The following is a 14,666-nucleotide window of genomic DNA, read 5'->3' as shown; positions in this document are numbered from 1 at the left end:
ATCGACACCTCTCCTGCCGAACCGGACACGGGCGGTCGGTTCGCCTCCTCGGCCGGGGGGGGGCACCGGGCGGGGACGGCGGCGCGGCCGACCGGGTGTTGTTGACCGCGGGTCGGCGATCGCCAACACTGTGGAGCGCGCGTCGTGACCCGACGCGGTGCGTGGAAGGAACGGATGGCGACGCTGTCGATCGACCCCGCCGAGAATCCCGTCGTGTTCACCGCGAGCGGCGTGCGGGAACCGAAGCAGGTCACGGTCGGGTGGAGCACGGCTTCGCTGGCACCGGGCCGGGTCACCCGGCGGATCGACGGCGGTCCCGAGGTCGCGCTCGGCTCGGGGGTGTCGGGATCGGTGACCGGCGAGATCGAGTTGAATCAGACGCACACGTTCACGCTCCGGTCGGCGCTGGGGCAGGTGCTGGCGACGCTGGTGGTGACGACGGTCCTCGAGTCGGCGCAGGTCCCGGTGACACCGGCGCAGCGGATCGACATCAGCCGGGTCGCCGTCCGTGCCGACCTGGTGTACCTGCGCTGGCGCACCGCAGTTCCGGTGGCCTGCTGGGTGGAGGTCGTCTCCGCGGGACGCGAGCACGGGTTCGCAGGCACCGAGGCGGGCACCGTGCACCAGGTGCGGTTCGAGGGACTGGATCAGGACACCGAGCACACGGTCCGGATCCTCCCGGAGGGCGGCATGGCGCGGTACATCGGGACCGTGCACACCGGCGTCCGGGAGGTGTCCGTCCGCTCCAACGGGGCGCCGGCCGGGTGGGGGGTCGAGGTGACCATTCCCAAGGCGCCCCGGCACCTGTGGATCGGGCGGGACGGGATCGCGGTCGACGGCGGAGCGTCCCGGGAGCGGGTCGACCTGCACCCGGACCTGGGGCCGGTCGCCTCGGGGCTGCGCGGTGTGGTTCCGGAGGCGGATATCCCGATTACCCTCCCCGCCGGAAACGCCGATGGCACCGGGACCGTGCTGGCCCGGGTGTCCGTCACGGAGGGGACGTGGATGCCGGATCCGGAGGTGTTTCGCCGGATCCGGCTGCGCCGGGCGCCGGACGCCCGCGACACCCGGGTGACCGGCTCCACGACGGTCGATACCCCCGGGGGCGCGCTCCGCCTGGACCTCTCCCCGGACGGCCTCCTGCACGCGCACGCACCGTCCGGGCCGGATCCGGTACTCGGCGGACCCTTTCCGGCGGGGGTGCACGCCTGCGCGGTGGACGGGGGTGTCCTGCTCGTCGGCACCACACCATCCGATGAGGTCGTCGCCGCCGTCGTCGACCCGGGCCGGGTGGCGGACGCCGATTGGTGTCGGCTCGGGCGGGCGCGCTCGGTGGTGGTGACGCCGACGAGAGGCGGCGCCGAGCTGCTCACGCTGTCCGGCGGCGGGGACCTCGGGCACCTGCCGGTGTGGGTGGACGACGGGGTGCCCCGCGCAGCCGCCCGGTCCGATGTTGGCAGCGACTGCGTCGGCGCGTGCGCGGTGACCCACGAGCGCCTCGGTCTGGTTGTTGTCGCGGCATTGCAGGGCGGGCTGATGCGACACCGCAGGCGGCAACCGGACGGTGCCTGGGGTGGGTGGACGGACGTCGGCCGGATCCCGCCGAGTCACTGTGCGGTGCACTGGGAATCGGCGGACTGCCTGGCCGTCACCGCCGTCGACGCCGACCGGACCGTGCGCGTGCTCGCGTGGCCCGGCTACCCGGCGGCCCGAGCCCGCGGCGACTGGACGGAGGTCGGGACCCTGGCCGGGCTTGAGGATCCGGATCCGCCCCGCGGACCGGCCCCCGGTCGGTGACCGCTCAGGTCCCGGCGATCAGGTACGGCGAGACGGAGCTGCGGTGCTCGTTGATGTCGAGTTCCTTGCCGAGCGGAGGGAACGCCCGCTGGGGGCAGTTCATTCGCTCGCAGACCCGGCAGCCCGCACCGATAGGGGTTGCCGCGGCATCGGATTCGATGTTCAGGCCGTCCGCGTAGACGGTCCGGTGGGCGTGCCGCAGCTCGCAGCCGAGGCCGATCGCGAACGTCTTGCCCGGCTGCCCGTAGCGGGTCGCGCGGCGCTCGACGGTCCGGGCGACCCACAGGTAGCTCCGGCCGTCCGGCATCTTCGCGATCTGCGTGATGATCTTGCCCGGGTACGCGAACGACTCGTACACGTTCCACAGCGGGCAGGTGCCGCCGCTGGAAGAGAAGTGGAATCCGGTGGCGGACTGACGCTTCGACATGTTTCCGGCCCGGTCCACCCGGACGAACGAGAACGGAACGCCGCGCAGCTTGGGGCGTTGCAGGGTGGACAGGCGGTGGCAGATCGTCTCGTAGGACTGCGAGAAGAACGCCGAGAGCCGCTCGATGTCGTATCGGAAGTCCTCCGCGATCTCGTGGAACTGCCCGTACGGGAGCACGGTTGCTGCGGCGAAGTAGTTGGCCAACCCGAGCTTCGCAAGGGAGCGGGAGGAATCGGAGGTGAAATTTCCCTCGTCGACCAGCTTCTCGATCAGGTCCCCGCACTCGAGGTACGCGAGCTCGGCCGCGAACTTGAACACCTTCTGTCCGCCCGACAGGTGGGGGGAGATCTCCAGGACCCGGGCCTGCGGATCGAAGCGGTGCAGCACCCCCTCCCCGAGGTCGATGCGCTGCACGATCTGCACGTCGTGCACGGCCTGCAACCGGTTGGCGATCTCGCCAGCGACATCACCGCGGTGAAATCGCATGCGGGCGGTGAGATCCTCTGCCGCGGTGTCGAGTTCGTGCAGATAGTTCTGCCGCTGATAGAAGTAGTCCCGCACCTCCTCGTGCGGCTTGGTGATCGAGCCGGAGCCACTGCCGTCGCTGTAACGGTCCTCGGTCGCCGCCGCGAGCTGCGCGGTGGTGTTGCGGTAGCGGCGGTGCATGTTCACCACCGCCCGAGCCAGGGACGGGTGCGCGGACACCATCTCGGCGAGCTCCTGCGGGTCGGCGTCGATCCCCATCTCCTGGTCGAGGGCCACCTCCCGCAGCTCGGCGATCAGGCGGGTGTCGTCCTGGGAGGAGAAGAAGGTGGCGTCGACACCGAAGACCTCGGTGATCCGCAGCAGCACCGGCACCGTCAGGGGGCGGACGTCGTGCTCGATCTGGTTGAGGTAGCTCGCCGAGATCTCGAGCGTCTTCGCGAGCGCGGCCTGGCTCATGCCGCGTTCGGTGCGCAGCTGACGCAGGCGGGCACCGACGAACGTCTTGGACATTCCACGAGATTAGGACGTACCCCCAACCTTCGCAAGGAGGGGTTTGCACTCTTAGCTGTTGGTGCTGCCCATCCGGTCGATGAGCAGTTCGATCGTGTCGAGCAATGCGCCGATGCGCAGGTCGAACGGGGTTGCGGCGTCGTCGAACGCGCCGACGGTCCACAGGTGGGTCAGCGTCGGGTACCGGGCGGGGTCGAAGGTGTTGGTCCAGAAGTCGTTTTGGGGAGCCCAGTACGTCTCGTAGTCCGTACCCTGCGCGCGGGTGTCGGCATCCTCCGCGGCGGCGCCGCGCGCGAACCCGGACACCGCCTGGTTCACGATGGCGACCGTCTCGATCACCTGGCGCGGGGTCAGGCCGGTGTCGATGAGGATGCGGTAGCCTGCCTCTTCCGCGTCGAAGACGTGTGGCGCCAACGGCATTCGCCAGGTGTTCACCGTCAAGAGCCAGGGGTGCGCCCGCAGCAGGGTGAAGAGGCCGTGCGCGTACGCCTCGAGTGCCGGCCGCCAGGTCAGCGTCGGGTCGGGGAGCGGAAAGTCGGCGTATGCGCGGTCGATCATCGCGTCGACCAGGTGTTCGCGGGCCGGGACGTGCGAGTACAGCGTCATCGTGCCGACGCCGAGCGCGCGGGCCACCGACCGCATCGAGACCGCGTCCAGGCCCTTCTCGTCGGCAACCCCGACCGCGGCGTCCACCACCTGGGCGCGGTTCACCCGGGCCGGTCGACCCCGCCGGGGTGTCGGCGCGGGCGGGGCCCAGAGGACGGCGAACCGTCGGTTGTCCGCGGGGGCGTGCGACGCGGCGGCGGGTTCGTTGGTCTCGCCCACGGGTGGATCTCCTCTGGAAACTGCCTTGCACGGATTTCTCGTGCAGCGTACCGTAAATCCCGTGACTGAATCGGTACGCCGTACGGAAAACGCGATTCGGGCGAGGGGGCTCACGAAGACCTTTCGTCGCAAGAAGGAGACCGTCGAGGCGGTCAAGGGCATCGACCTCGACGTCCAGCAGGGGGAACTGGTGGCCTTCCTCGGGCCGAATGGGGCCGGGAAGTCCACCACGATGCGGATGCTCACCTCGGTGCTGAGCCCCACCTCCGGCACCGCGGAGGTGGCGGGATGTGACGTGGTGCGCAGGCCGGCCGAGGTCCGGGCCCGCATCGGATACGTCGGGCAGGGCAACGCGGGCGGCTACTCGTACCGGGTGGGGGACGAGCTGCGCAATCAGGCGCGGTTCTACTCGGTGCCGGGTGAGGTCGCCCGCCGCCGCGCCGCCGACCTGCTCGAGGCGCTCGAACTCACCGGGATGGAGAAGCGAACGGTGCAGTCGCTGTCCGGCGGTCAGCGCAGACGGCTCGACGTCGCGATGGGACTGATGAACCACCCGCGGTTGCTGTTCCTCGACGAGCCGACCACCGGCCTCGACCCGCACGCGCGGGCCAACCTGTGGGAGCACGTGCTGCGGCTGCGGGAGGAGAACGCGATGACGCTGCTCCTCACCACGCATTATCTCGACGAGGCCGACGCGATGGCCGAGCGGATCGTGTTGATCGACAACGGCACCGTCATCGCCGACGCGACTCCGGCGGTGCTCAAACGCGACTTCGCCGACGACGTCGTGACCATCGAGGTGGCCGCGGGTGAGGGTGTCGCCGCCGCGCGGTCGGTGCTCCCGTCCGACGTCACCGGCGTCACCGAGACGGTCACCGACACCGGCGCGGTGCGGCTCGCCCTCACCACCCACAACGGTCCGGAACTGGTGCCGCCGCTGCTGCGGACCCTCGACTCGGCTGGCGTGCCCGTCGCGTCCACCGACGTCAAGCCCGCGTCGCTCGACGACGTGTTCCTGAACCTGACCGGACGGTCCCTGCGCGAGGAGGCGGCATGACCGAGGTGATCAACCGGATCGCGGCGGAGCCCGAGACGCTTCCGGAACGCTCGCGGCTGGGCAAGTGGTTCCACGACACCGGGGCGGTGTTCACCCGCGAGATCCTCGTCGTGCTGCGCGACCCGTTCACACTGATCTTCTCGCTGCTGCAGCCGCTGGTGTTCCTCGGCCTGTTCGGGCCGCTGCTGGACGGGATGCTCGGCGCGGGCGGCATCGACGGCGAATCGGCGCTGCAGTGGTTCCTGCCCGGCGTGCTCGTGATGATCGCGATCTTCGGCACCGGGATGGTCGGCGGAAACCTGCTGTACGAGTTGATGACCGGGGCGTACGAGCGGATCCTCGCGACCCCACTGGACCGGTCCTCGATCCTGGTGGGGCGGGCGCTCAAGGAGTTCGCGCCGCTCGTCGCCCAGGCGCTGCTGATCACCGTCGTCGCGATCCCGTTCGGGCTGGTCTTCTACCCGCTGCACGTGCTCGTCGGACTGCTCATCCTCGGTGTCTTCGGGATCGGGCTCGGCGCGCTGTCCTACGCGCTCGGTCTCGCCTCGAAGAACCGGGAGTGGGTGTTCTGGGGTGTGCAGCAGTCGGTGATCTTCCCGCTGCTGCTCCTTGCGGGCATGATGCTGCCGCTGGAGGCCGGGCCCGGCTGGATGCAGGCGGTGTCGAAGGTGAACCCGCTGACCTACATCGTCGATGCCGAGCGGGCACTGTTCACCGGAACGATGTGGGACGCCGACGTCGCGTGGGGATTCGTCGCCGCGGCCGTGACCTGTGCGGTCGGGCTGTGGGTCGGGATCCGCGCGGTCAAGCGCACCATCTGATCCCGAGTTCGCTCCCAACACCCCTGTGCACACGGATTTTCCGTCGTGCGCAGGGGTGTTGGGCGTGCAGTGGGGGTGTGCGTGCTGGAGGCCCCGTGTGCACAGGGGTGTTGCGGGGTGCGCAGGGGTGTTGGGCGTGCAGTGGGGGTGTGCGTGCTGGAGGCCCCGTGTGCACAGGGGTGTTGCGGGGTGCGGAAAGCGGACCCGTCAGCGGTTTTCCGAACGCGGTGCCCCGATGCCCGGGTCGATCTGCACCGGCCCGGCCGCGGACGGCGCCACCGGGAAGTCGAAGATCGCGGTCGGCAGGTACACCGTCGAGCAGGAGTTCGGCACGTCAACGACGCCGGACAGCCTGCCCTCGATCGGGGCGGCCCCGAGCAACAGGTACGCCTGCTCGGGGCTGTATCCGAACTTGGTCAGGTAGTCGATCGCGTGCAGGCAGGCCCGCTGGTACGACAGGTGCGAGTCGAGGTAGCGCTGCTCGCCGTCGAGGGTCACCGACGTCCCGGAGAACGCCAACCACTCCGAATACTGCGGGTCGGTGTTGCCGGGCATGAAGATCGCGTTCTCGGAGACCCCGTAGGTATCCATCCCGCCCCTGATCAGATCGACGCGCAGGTCGATGAAGCCGCCCATCTCGATGGCGCCGCAGAACGTGATCTCCCCGTCGCCCTGGGAGAAGTGCAGGTCGCCGACCGACAGGTTCGCCCCGTCCACGAACACCGGATAGAAGACACGACTGCCCTTGGTGAGGTTCTTGATGTCCTGGTTCCCGCCGTTCTCCCGCGGCGGGGCCGTGCGCGCCGCCTCGCCCGCGACCCGATCGAACTCGCCTGCGGGCAGCGACCCCAGCACCGCGTCCCTCGGTTCGGGCGGAAGCGCCAACGGCGGAACCCGGTCCGGGTCGGTGGCGATCAGGGCCCCCTCGCGCGCGTTCCACTTCGCCAGCAGCGCTGCCGACGGCGCGGTCCCCATCAACCCGGGGTGGACGATGCCGGTGAACTTCACGTGCGGCACATGCCGCGAGGTCGCGGTCTGGCCCGCGAAGTCCCAGACCGCCTTGTACGCGTCCGGGAACTGCTCGGTGAGGAAGCCGCCACCGTTGCCGCGGGAGAAGATGCCGGTGTATCCCCAGCCCTGGCCGGCGAGCGGACCGGCATCCTCCTGCGGGATCGGCCCGATGTCCAGGATGTCGACGATCAGCAGGTCGCCCGGCCGGGCGCCCTCGACCGCGAACGGTCCCGACAGGGTGTGCACGGTGGTCAGCGGGGCGTCGCGGATGTCGTCGGCGGAATCGTCGTTGCGGATGGCGCCGTCGAACCACTCCCGGCAGTGCACCCGGAATGCGTCGCCCGGTTTGACGGTGACGGCGGCCGGAATGTCCGGGTGCCACCGGTTGTGGCCGACGATCGCCTGATCGGTGAACTTCCTCGTGGAATCGAGCGGGAACAGCAGTTCGGGCATGGTTCTCCTTCCAACGACGAACGGTTCTACGGGCGTGGCAGTGTCCGGTGGCGTGGGTCCGTCGACATCGGTGTGCTGCGACGGCGGGGCGGCGGCGCGGACACCGTGTCCGGTTCGTGGGCGGAGCGTGCGGTGCGGTCGAGCAGCGCCATCTCGGGCGACCCGAGGTGCCCGAGGCGGGGCGCGGAGACCCGGCGAGGTGCCGGGCCGTCGCACTCGATGCACCCGGTCGCGGCGGGGACGGCCGTCATTGGGTGGGACTGCTCGAACGGTCCGCAGTCGGGGCATCGAAATTCGTACAGCGGCATGGGCCTCACACTCCGCGATCGTCGGGGGTGCACGTTGGACGCCACGCTAACGGTCGACGCGGATCGAGGCGGGGTGCGACACGGCCGGGGCCGCCGCGGAGTCCGGGTTCGCCGACCTGCAAAGGCGCACCGACGGTGACTGCACTCACAGTTGGCCTCCGGGGGCGGTGAGTGTCGTGGCGCAACGGGGCGGCGGGGCGGACCCGGGGTGCCGCGCGGCACGCGCGCCCGGCGGGGCCGCGGCCTGCGGATTTGCTACTTGGCGGTAACTTTCCCCGCGCTAGAACCTGTGTCAATCGGCGTGGCGTTCTTTGCAAAGTTGGCAAGTGGATTTGAAAAGCTAGCGAAGGTTGGCATTTGCAACAGGTAGACGGGGGTTTCCGCGTGTGCCACTCTCGATACGTACACAGGAAGGGCCTGGCAAGGATGCGAAGCCGTACAGACGTACTGGAAGCGCAGTCCCCGAAAGGCAGCAGAGAGAGTGGAGTCTTGATGTCGACCACCGGCACCCCGAAGACCGCAGCTGAGATCCAGAAGGATTGGGACACCAACCCTCGCTGGAAGGGCGTCACCCGCAACTACACCGCCGAGCAGGTTGTGAAGCTCCAGGGCTCCGTTGTCGAGGAAGCCACCCTCGCCCGGCGCGGCTCCGAGATCCTCTGGGACCTCGTCAACAACGAGGACTACATCAACTCCCTCGGCGCCCTCACCGGCAACCAGGCCGTGCAGCAGGTCCGCGCCGGCCTCAAGGCCATCTACCTGTCCGGTTGGCAGGTCGCCGGTGACGCGAACCTGTCCGGCCACACCTACCCGGACCAGAGCCTCTACCCGGCCAACTCGGTGCCGCAGGTGGTTCGTCGCATCAACAACGCGCTGCTGCGCGCCGACGAGATCGCCAAGGTCGAGGGTGACACCTCCGTCGACAACTGGCTCGCCCCGATCGTCGCCGACGGCGAGGCAGGCTTCGGCGGTGCCCTCAACGTCTACGAGCTGCAGAAGGCCATGATCGCGGCTGGCGTCGCCGGTTCGCACTGGGAGGACCAGCTCGCGTCGGAGAAGAAGTGCGGCCACCTCGGTGGCAAGGTGCTCATCCCCACCCAGCAGCACATCCGCACCCTGACCTCCGCCCGCCTCGCGGCCGACGTTGCCGACGTCCCGACGGTCGTCATCGCCCGCACCGACGCCGAGGCCGCAACGCTGATCACCTCCGACGTGGACGAGCGCGACCGCCCGTTCCTCGACGGCACCCGCACCGCCGAGGGCTTCTACGGCATCAAGAACGGCATCGAGCCCTGCATCGCCCGCGCCAAGGCGTACGCGCCGTACTCCGACCTGATCTGGATGGAGACCGGCGTGCCGGACCTCGAGGTCGCGAAGCAGTTCGCCGAGGCCGTCCGCAGTGAGTTCCCGGACCAGCTGCTGGCCTACAACTGCTCGCCGTCCTTCAACTGGAAGGCGCACCTGGACGACGCGACCATCGCGAAGTTCCAGCGTGAGCTCGGTGCGATGGGCTTCAAGTTCCAGTTCATCACCCTCGCTGGCTTCCACTCGCTCAACTACGGCATGTTCGACCTGGCGCACGGCTACGCCCGCGAGGGCATGACCGCGTTCGTCGACCTGCAGGAGCGCGAGTTCAAGGCCGCTGCCGAGCGTGGCTTCACCGCCGTCAAGCACCAGCGTGAGGTTGGCGCCGGCTACTTCGACAGCATCGCCACCACTGTCGACCCGAACACCTCCACGGCGGCCCTGAAGGGCTCCACCGAGGAGGGCCAGTTCCACTAGGAACCGGCTGGTTCCCCAGGGAACCTCCCGTGTCACCGCGATGGCGCTTCCCCCGGCGCCCTCGCAACGGTTGACCGACTCACCGTTCACCCCGCCGCGGGGCCCACAGCCCGGGCCTCGCGGCGGGGCTGGACAACCGCGAGACATCCAGCACGACCTGCTTCATGACGATGACGATCCACCACACGATGAGGAGCTGACGTGACCAGCGAAAAGATTCAGCGCGTCGGCGTGATCGGCGCCGGACAGATGGGCGCCGGAATCGCCGAGGTGTGCGCCCGCGCACATGTCGACGTCCTGGTGTACGAGCAGACCCGCGAACTCGCTGCCGCCGGACGCGCGCGCATTTTGCGCTCGCTCGACCGCGGCGTGAGCAGCGGGAAGATCACCGAGCGGGAGCGCGAACAGGCCGCCTGGCGGCTGCGATTCACCTCCGACCTCGGCGACTTCGCCGACCGGCAGCTCGTCGTGGAGGCCGTCGTCGAGGACGAGAAGGTCAAGAGCGCGATCTTCACCGAGCTCGACCAGATCGTCACCGACCCGAACGCGGTCCTCGCGTCCAACACCTCCTCCATCCCGATCATGAAGCTCGGCATCACCACCAACCACCCCGAGCGGGTCATCGGAATGCACTTCTTCAACCCGGTCCCGGTGCTTCCGCTCGTCGAGCTGGTCACCACGCTCAAGACCGGCGCCGCCGTCTCCGAGCGGGCGGAGGCGTTCGCGAGCGAGATCCTCGGCAAGCAGGTCGTGCGGTCCAGTGACCGCGCAGGCTTCATCGCGAACGCGCTGCTGGTGCCGTACCTGCTCTCGGCGGTCCGCATGGTTGAATCCGGGTTCGCCACCAAGGAGGACATCGACAAGACGATGGTCCTCGGCTGCGCACACCCGATGGGGCCGCTCGCGCTGACCGACCTGGTCGGCCTCGACACCGTCAAGTCGATCGCCGACTCCATGTACGAGGAGTTCAAGGAGCCGCTGTACTCGGCCCCGCCGTTGCTGCAGCGGATGGTCGAGGCAGGCCTGGTCGGCAAGAAGGCAGGCCGCGGCTTCTACGAGTACGGCGAGAACGGGCGCGTCGCCAAGAAGGCCAGCTAGCCACCCAAGCACCTTCGGCGCCCGTGAGTGATTTTTACCCCAGCCGGGGTGAAAATCACGCACGGGCGCGAAGCGCATCACGGAAGGGTCGACACGAATGTCACGCAGCGCAGCTACCTACGGTTCCAGCGTCCTGGGCTACCCCCGGATCGGACCCCGACGTGAACTCAAGCGGGCCCTGGAGGCGTACTGGCACGGCCGGTCCACCCAGGCCGAGCTGATCGAGGTCGGGCGTGAACTCCAGGAGCAGACCTGGAGTGAACTGGCCGCGACCGGTTTGACGCAGGTCCCCGGCAACACCTTCTCCTACTACGACCACGTCCTCGACAATGCACTGCTGTTCGGTGCGGTCCCCGCGCGGTTCGCGCCGCTGCAGGGTGAGCTCGACGAGCTGGACTTCTACTTCACGATGGCACGCGGCAGGCCGGACTTCCCGCCGCTCGAGCTGGTCCGGTTCGTGGACACCAACTACTACTACCGTCAGCCCGAACTCGATGCGGACACCGCCTTCTCGTTGCACGCGGACGCGCTGATGGACGAGTTCGAGCGCGCCAAGGAGCGCGGCATCGAGCTGCGACCGGTGGTGCTCGGCCCGGTCTCGCTGCTGCTGCTGTCCAAGGTGGGACCGGGTGCGGGGGAAGGGTTCTCGCCCCTCGACCTGCTCGACTCGCTGCTCCCGCAGTACGAGGCGCTGTTCGAGCTCCTTGCGAAGGCGGGCGCCACCTGCGTCCAGCTGGACGAACCGATGTTCACCCAGGACCGCAGCGCCGCGGAACTGGCCGCACTCGAGCGTGCGTACAGGACGCTCGCCCACGCGCCGCTGCGACCGCGGATCCTGGTCACCGGTCCGTACGGCAATCTCGGGGAGGCGCTGACGATTCTCGCAGGCACCTCGATCGAGGCCATCGGTCTCGACCTGGTGTACGGCAAGATGAAGGCGGACGAGCTCGCGACAATCCCCGGCCTCAAGCGCAAGCGGCTCTACGCAGGCGTTGTCAACGGCCGGAACGTCTGGCGCGCAGACAATTTCGTGACCCTGACCTACCTGTCACAGCTCAAGGATGTGATCCCCGACCTGGTCGTCTCGACCTCGTGTTCGCTGATGCACGTGCCCTACGACGTGCTCGCCGAATGGGACCTCGACGGCGACGTCGCGGACCGGATGGCGTTCGCGAAGCAGAAGGTCGGCGAGGTGGTGTCGCTCGCGAAGGCACTGACCGAGGGCCCATCCGAGCGGTGGCGGAAGAAGCCGACGTCGGTGCACTTCAAGCAGAAGCACGAGGTCCGGTCCCGGGTCAACGCGATCCGGCCCGAACACCGGGTTCGGGCACCCTACGAGGAGCGGCGGGTCGCGCAGCAGGCCCGGCTGGACCTGCCACTGGTGCCCGCGACCACGCTGGGATCGTTCCCGCAGACCGACGAGATCCGCAAGGTGCGGTACGACCTCGGGCAGGGCCGTCTCGAATACCCGGACTACGTCAAGCGCATCCAGGAAGAGATCGAGCGCACCATCCGCCTGCAGGAGGACATCGGTCTCGACGTCCTCGTGCACGGTGAGCACGAGCGCAACGACATGATCCAGTACTTCGCGGAGCTGATGGACGGATTCGCGTTCACCCACAACGGCTGGGTGCAGGCGTACGGGTCGCGCTGTGTGCGTCCGCCGATCCTCTACGGCGACGTCCGGCGTCGCGGTCCGATGACGGTCGAGTGGATCGGGTACGCGCAGTCGCTGACCGATCGCCCGGTCAAGGGCATGCTGACCGGTCCGGTGACGATGCTGGCGCGCTCGTTCGTTCGGCAGGATCAGCCGCTGCACGAGACCGCCGACCAGCTGGCGTTGGCGATCCGCGACGAGGTCGCCGACCTGGAGGCGGCGGGCATCGCAATCATCCAGGTCGACGAGCCCGCGGTCCGGGAACTGTTGCCGCTGCGGGCCGGTGGCCGATCCGAATACCTCGGATGGGCGGTCGACGCGTTCCGACTCGCGACCGGCGGTGCGAAGCCGGAGACGCAGATCCACACGCACCTGACGTACACCAGCCGCGCCGAGGTGGTGGACGCGATCGAGCGGATGGACTGCGACGTCACCGCGATCGTGGCGACCCGGTCGATCGGGTGGGTGCTCGACGCGATCAAGGAGCGCAAGCTGACCCACGGCGTCGGCCCGGGCGTGTACGAGTCCCGTTCCGCCCGCATCCCGGACATCGACGAACTCGATGACCTGCTCACCGAGGCCGCGGAGTCGGTGGACCTGGACCGGTTGTGGGCGAACCCGGACGGTGGCCTCAAGACCCGCCACTACTGGCAGCTCGAGCCGTCCCTGCGGAACCTCGTCGCCGCGGCGCGCCGATTGCGGCGCCGGGCGGCCGAGCAGGGGTGACGCCGCGACAAGTCGTGCGCTGCCGTCCGTGGCCCGTGAGTGGTCGCGGCCACGGACGGAGCGCTTCGAGGGGCCCAGACTGCACCGTCGTCTGGGATGGAAAGGCCCCGAACCGATGTCGGTTCGGGGCCTTTCTGTGTCGAGACCGGTCAGCTGCCCGCGGATCCCGACAGGCTGCCTGCGAACAGACCGTCGGTGCTGCTCGTCGTGCCGGGCAGATCGGTGCCGTCGGAGTCCGGCCGGTGGATCGACACCGTCACCGTTGCACCGGGAGTCGCCCGCACCGTGACGAGGCGGGCGTCGGGTGCGGAGGTGATTTCGCCGCCCTCGACGGTCGCCAGGTACCCGTCGGGGTAGTGCAGGGGGGAGGTGTAGATCTCGGTGGGGGCCGCGGACGCCGCCGCGGTATAGGTGTACCGGAAGTCGCCGCCGTCGGGGTTGAACTGAAGCCTGCCTGGGGTTCCCGCCGTCGCACGAGGATAGGTGCGCACCAGTTGCCGTCCGGTCTCACCGGTGAACGGGTCGGGCCTCGGGGTGGGACCGAACCGGGACGAGTAGTGCCAGTAGTGCCACCCGACGAAGCGATCGTCGGCGCGGGATGTCGTTGCCGACAACATTTCCGGATCCACGTCCCCGAACTCGGTCACCAGCAGCGGCCGGTCGGTCCGGTCGCGCAGCGCATCGATGTTCCGCCAGGTCGTGTCGTACTGGACCGGGCAGGCCGCCGTCGCGCCGCCGAGCACGCCGCCGTAGATGCTCAGTTGACTGGGGATGCAGTAGTCGTGCACCGACATCGCGATGTTCGGGTCCGCGATCGGGGGGTCGCCGAGGAAGCTCGGCATCGCCTGGTTCCAGGTCACGTTCGGCTCCCAGAACACCGGGATCGTCGGGCTGACCGCGCGGATGTGGTCGGTGACCCGCTGCATGGCCGCCTGGTACTTGCGGTCGAAGTCGGGGCAGCCGCGAGGGAAGCAGGTCAGGAAGGGGGTGCCCGGCCACGGCTCGTTCAGCACCTCGATCCCGAGCACGCCGGGCTTGCCGTCGACCCGGTCGGCGAGCGCCGCCAGCGCGGTGCCCAGATGGTCGAGGACGCCGCCCCGGTTGTTCCACACCTCGTCCCACCCGGCCAGCATGCTCGGCATCAGGTAGTTCATCGGGAATCCGGGGTTCGGTTCGCCGGGTCGCGGCCGGGACTCGATCGACCAGGCGGGAAAGCCGTTCCCGCCCCATGGTTTTCCGAGCGAGTCCTGGTGGTTGTCGAACAGCACGTGCAGGCCGCGCTCGGCGAGCACATCCGCGACGCCGACCAGGCGATCGAGGTAGTCGGTGTCGAGCACCCCCCGCTCGGGCATCAGCGCCTCGAACTCGACGCCGAGTCGCACGGTGTTGAAGCCGTACCCGGCCAGCAGGTCCGCGTCCGCCGCGGTGAGGGTGAGGCCGTCGCCGGGGATCACGTACGGCGGATCCTTGTCGACGTTGTTGACGCCGTGCAGCAGCATGGTCCGCCCGAACTCGTCGACGAAGTCGCGACCCTCGACGTGGATCCGGGTGGAGGGCGGGGGTGGCTCCGCTGCGGTCGCGGGGGCGGTGGTGGTGAACAGCGCCGCGACCGCGATCGCCGCTGCCCCGAGGGAGGATGGCCTGCGCATCAGACTCCTTGACCCGACTCTGTAGTTGGACGTTCGTTCAGTTCAGGCGAGGCTACTCA

At 69.1% G+C, this 14,666-nt stretch carries 11 protein-coding genes; 6 read left to right on the top strand and 5 right to left on the bottom strand.

What is annotated here, in order from left to right; translation table 11 throughout:
- Positions 1-144 precede the first annotated feature (144 nt).
- On the top strand, positions 145-1,797 hold the full coding sequence (locus ACWF62_RS08185) for a hypothetical protein (RefSeq protein ID WP_378506136.1): 1,653 nt from the start codon (positions 145-147) through the stop codon (positions 1,795-1,797).
- Positions 1,798-1,801: 4 nt separating this feature from the next.
- Here the strand turns inward: ACWF62_RS08185 and ramB are convergent, their stop codons facing one another.
- Together ramB and ACWF62_RS08175 are read right to left on the bottom strand one after the other, a co-directional pair.
- Positions 1,802-3,220 (bottom strand): acetate metabolism transcriptional regulator RamB, encoded by a 1,419-nt coding sequence (gene ramB, locus ACWF62_RS08180; RefSeq protein WP_378506137.1) that lies wholly within the window; start codon positions 3,218-3,220, stop codon positions 1,802-1,804.
- A 51-nt stretch (positions 3,221-3,271) separates the two neighbouring features.
- Entirely contained in the window at positions 3,272-4,045 is a 774-nt protein-coding gene (locus tag ACWF62_RS08175) for a TetR/AcrR family transcriptional regulator (RefSeq protein WP_378506138.1), read from the bottom strand.
- A 61-nt stretch (positions 4,046-4,106) separates the two neighbouring features.
- On the opposite strand from ACWF62_RS08175, the gene ACWF62_RS08170 reads away from it, so the two are divergent.
- A complete protein-coding gene (locus ACWF62_RS08170) occupies positions 4,107-5,102 on the top strand; it encodes an ABC transporter ATP-binding protein (protein ID WP_378506139.1) in 996 nt (331 codons plus the stop codon).
- A complete protein-coding gene (locus ACWF62_RS08165) occupies positions 5,099-5,923 on the top strand; it encodes an ABC transporter permease (RefSeq protein WP_378506140.1) in 825 nt (274 codons plus the stop codon). Before ACWF62_RS08170 ends, ACWF62_RS08165 begins: the two co-directional genes overlap by 4 nt.
- 207 nt (positions 5,924-6,130) lie before the next feature.
- Here the strand turns inward: ACWF62_RS08165 and fmdA are convergent, their stop codons facing one another.
- Complete coding sequence (gene fmdA, locus ACWF62_RS08160) at positions 6,131-7,387, bottom strand: formamidase (RefSeq protein WP_378506141.1); 1,257 nt, start codon at positions 7,385-7,387, stop codon at positions 6,131-6,133.
- A 26-nt stretch (positions 7,388-7,413) separates the two neighbouring features.
- On the bottom strand, positions 7,414-7,695 hold the full coding sequence (locus ACWF62_RS08155) for an FmdB family zinc ribbon protein (RefSeq protein WP_378506142.1): 282 nt from the start codon (positions 7,693-7,695) through the stop codon (positions 7,414-7,416).
- 492 nt (positions 7,696-8,187) lie between these two features.
- On the opposite strand from ACWF62_RS08155, the gene aceA reads away from it, so the two are divergent.
- The 3 genes from aceA to metE all read left to right on the top strand — a co-directional run bounded on the left by aceA (position 8,188) and on the right by metE (position 12,958).
- A complete protein-coding gene (gene aceA, locus ACWF62_RS08150; protein ID WP_378506143.1) occupies positions 8,188-9,477 on the top strand; it encodes an isocitrate lyase in 1,290 nt (429 codons plus the stop codon).
- Positions 9,478-9,678: 201 nt separating this feature from the next.
- On the top strand, positions 9,679-10,575 hold the full coding sequence (locus tag ACWF62_RS08145) for a 3-hydroxybutyryl-CoA dehydrogenase (RefSeq protein ID WP_378506144.1): 897 nt from the start codon (positions 9,679-9,681) through the stop codon (positions 10,573-10,575).
- Between the two features lie 97 nt (positions 10,576-10,672).
- Positions 10,673-12,958 (top strand): 5-methyltetrahydropteroyltriglutamate--homocysteine S-methyltransferase, encoded by a 2,286-nt coding sequence (metE, locus tag ACWF62_RS08140; RefSeq protein ID WP_378506145.1) that lies wholly within the window; start codon positions 10,673-10,675, stop codon positions 12,956-12,958.
- A gap of 149 nt (positions 12,959-13,107) precedes the next feature.
- Here the strand turns inward: metE and ACWF62_RS08135 are convergent, their stop codons facing one another.
- Complete coding sequence (locus ACWF62_RS08135; protein WP_378506146.1) at positions 13,108-14,607, bottom strand: endoglycoceramidase I; 1,500 nt, start codon at positions 14,605-14,607, stop codon at positions 13,108-13,110.
- Positions 14,608-14,666: the final 59 nt, after the last annotated feature.

This window comes from Rhodococcus sp. NPDC054953 (genome assembly GCF_053609225.1).
The sequence above is the reverse complement of the archived record's forward strand: the minus strand, read 5'-3'. Positions and strand labels throughout refer to the sequence as shown.

Bases quoted from the DNA above. Each gene is read 5' to 3' on its own strand.
- ramB (WP_378506137.1), bottom strand. From the start codon at position 3,220: ATGTCCAAGACGTTCGTCGGTGCCCGCCTGCGTCAGCTGCGCACCGAA.
- ACWF62_RS08165 (WP_378506140.1), top strand. From the start codon at position 5,099: ATGACCGAGGTGATCAACCGGATCGCGGCGGAGCCCGAGACGCTTCCG.
- fmdA (WP_378506141.1), bottom strand. From the start codon at position 7,387: ATGCCCGAACTGCTGTTCCCGCTCGATTCCACGAGGAAGTTCACCGAT.
- ACWF62_RS08155 (WP_378506142.1), bottom strand. From the start codon at position 7,695: ATGCCGCTGTACGAATTTCGATGCCCCGACTGCGGACCGTTCGAGCAG.
- aceA (WP_378506143.1), top strand. From the start codon at position 8,188: ATGTCGACCACCGGCACCCCGAAGACCGCAGCTGAGATCCAGAAGGAT.
- metE (WP_378506145.1), top strand. From the start codon at position 10,673: ATGTCACGCAGCGCAGCTACCTACGGTTCCAGCGTCCTGGGCTACCCC.
- ACWF62_RS08135 (WP_378506146.1), bottom strand. From the start codon at position 14,607: ATGCGCAGGCCATCCTCCCTCGGGGCAGCGGCGATCGCGGTCGCGGCG.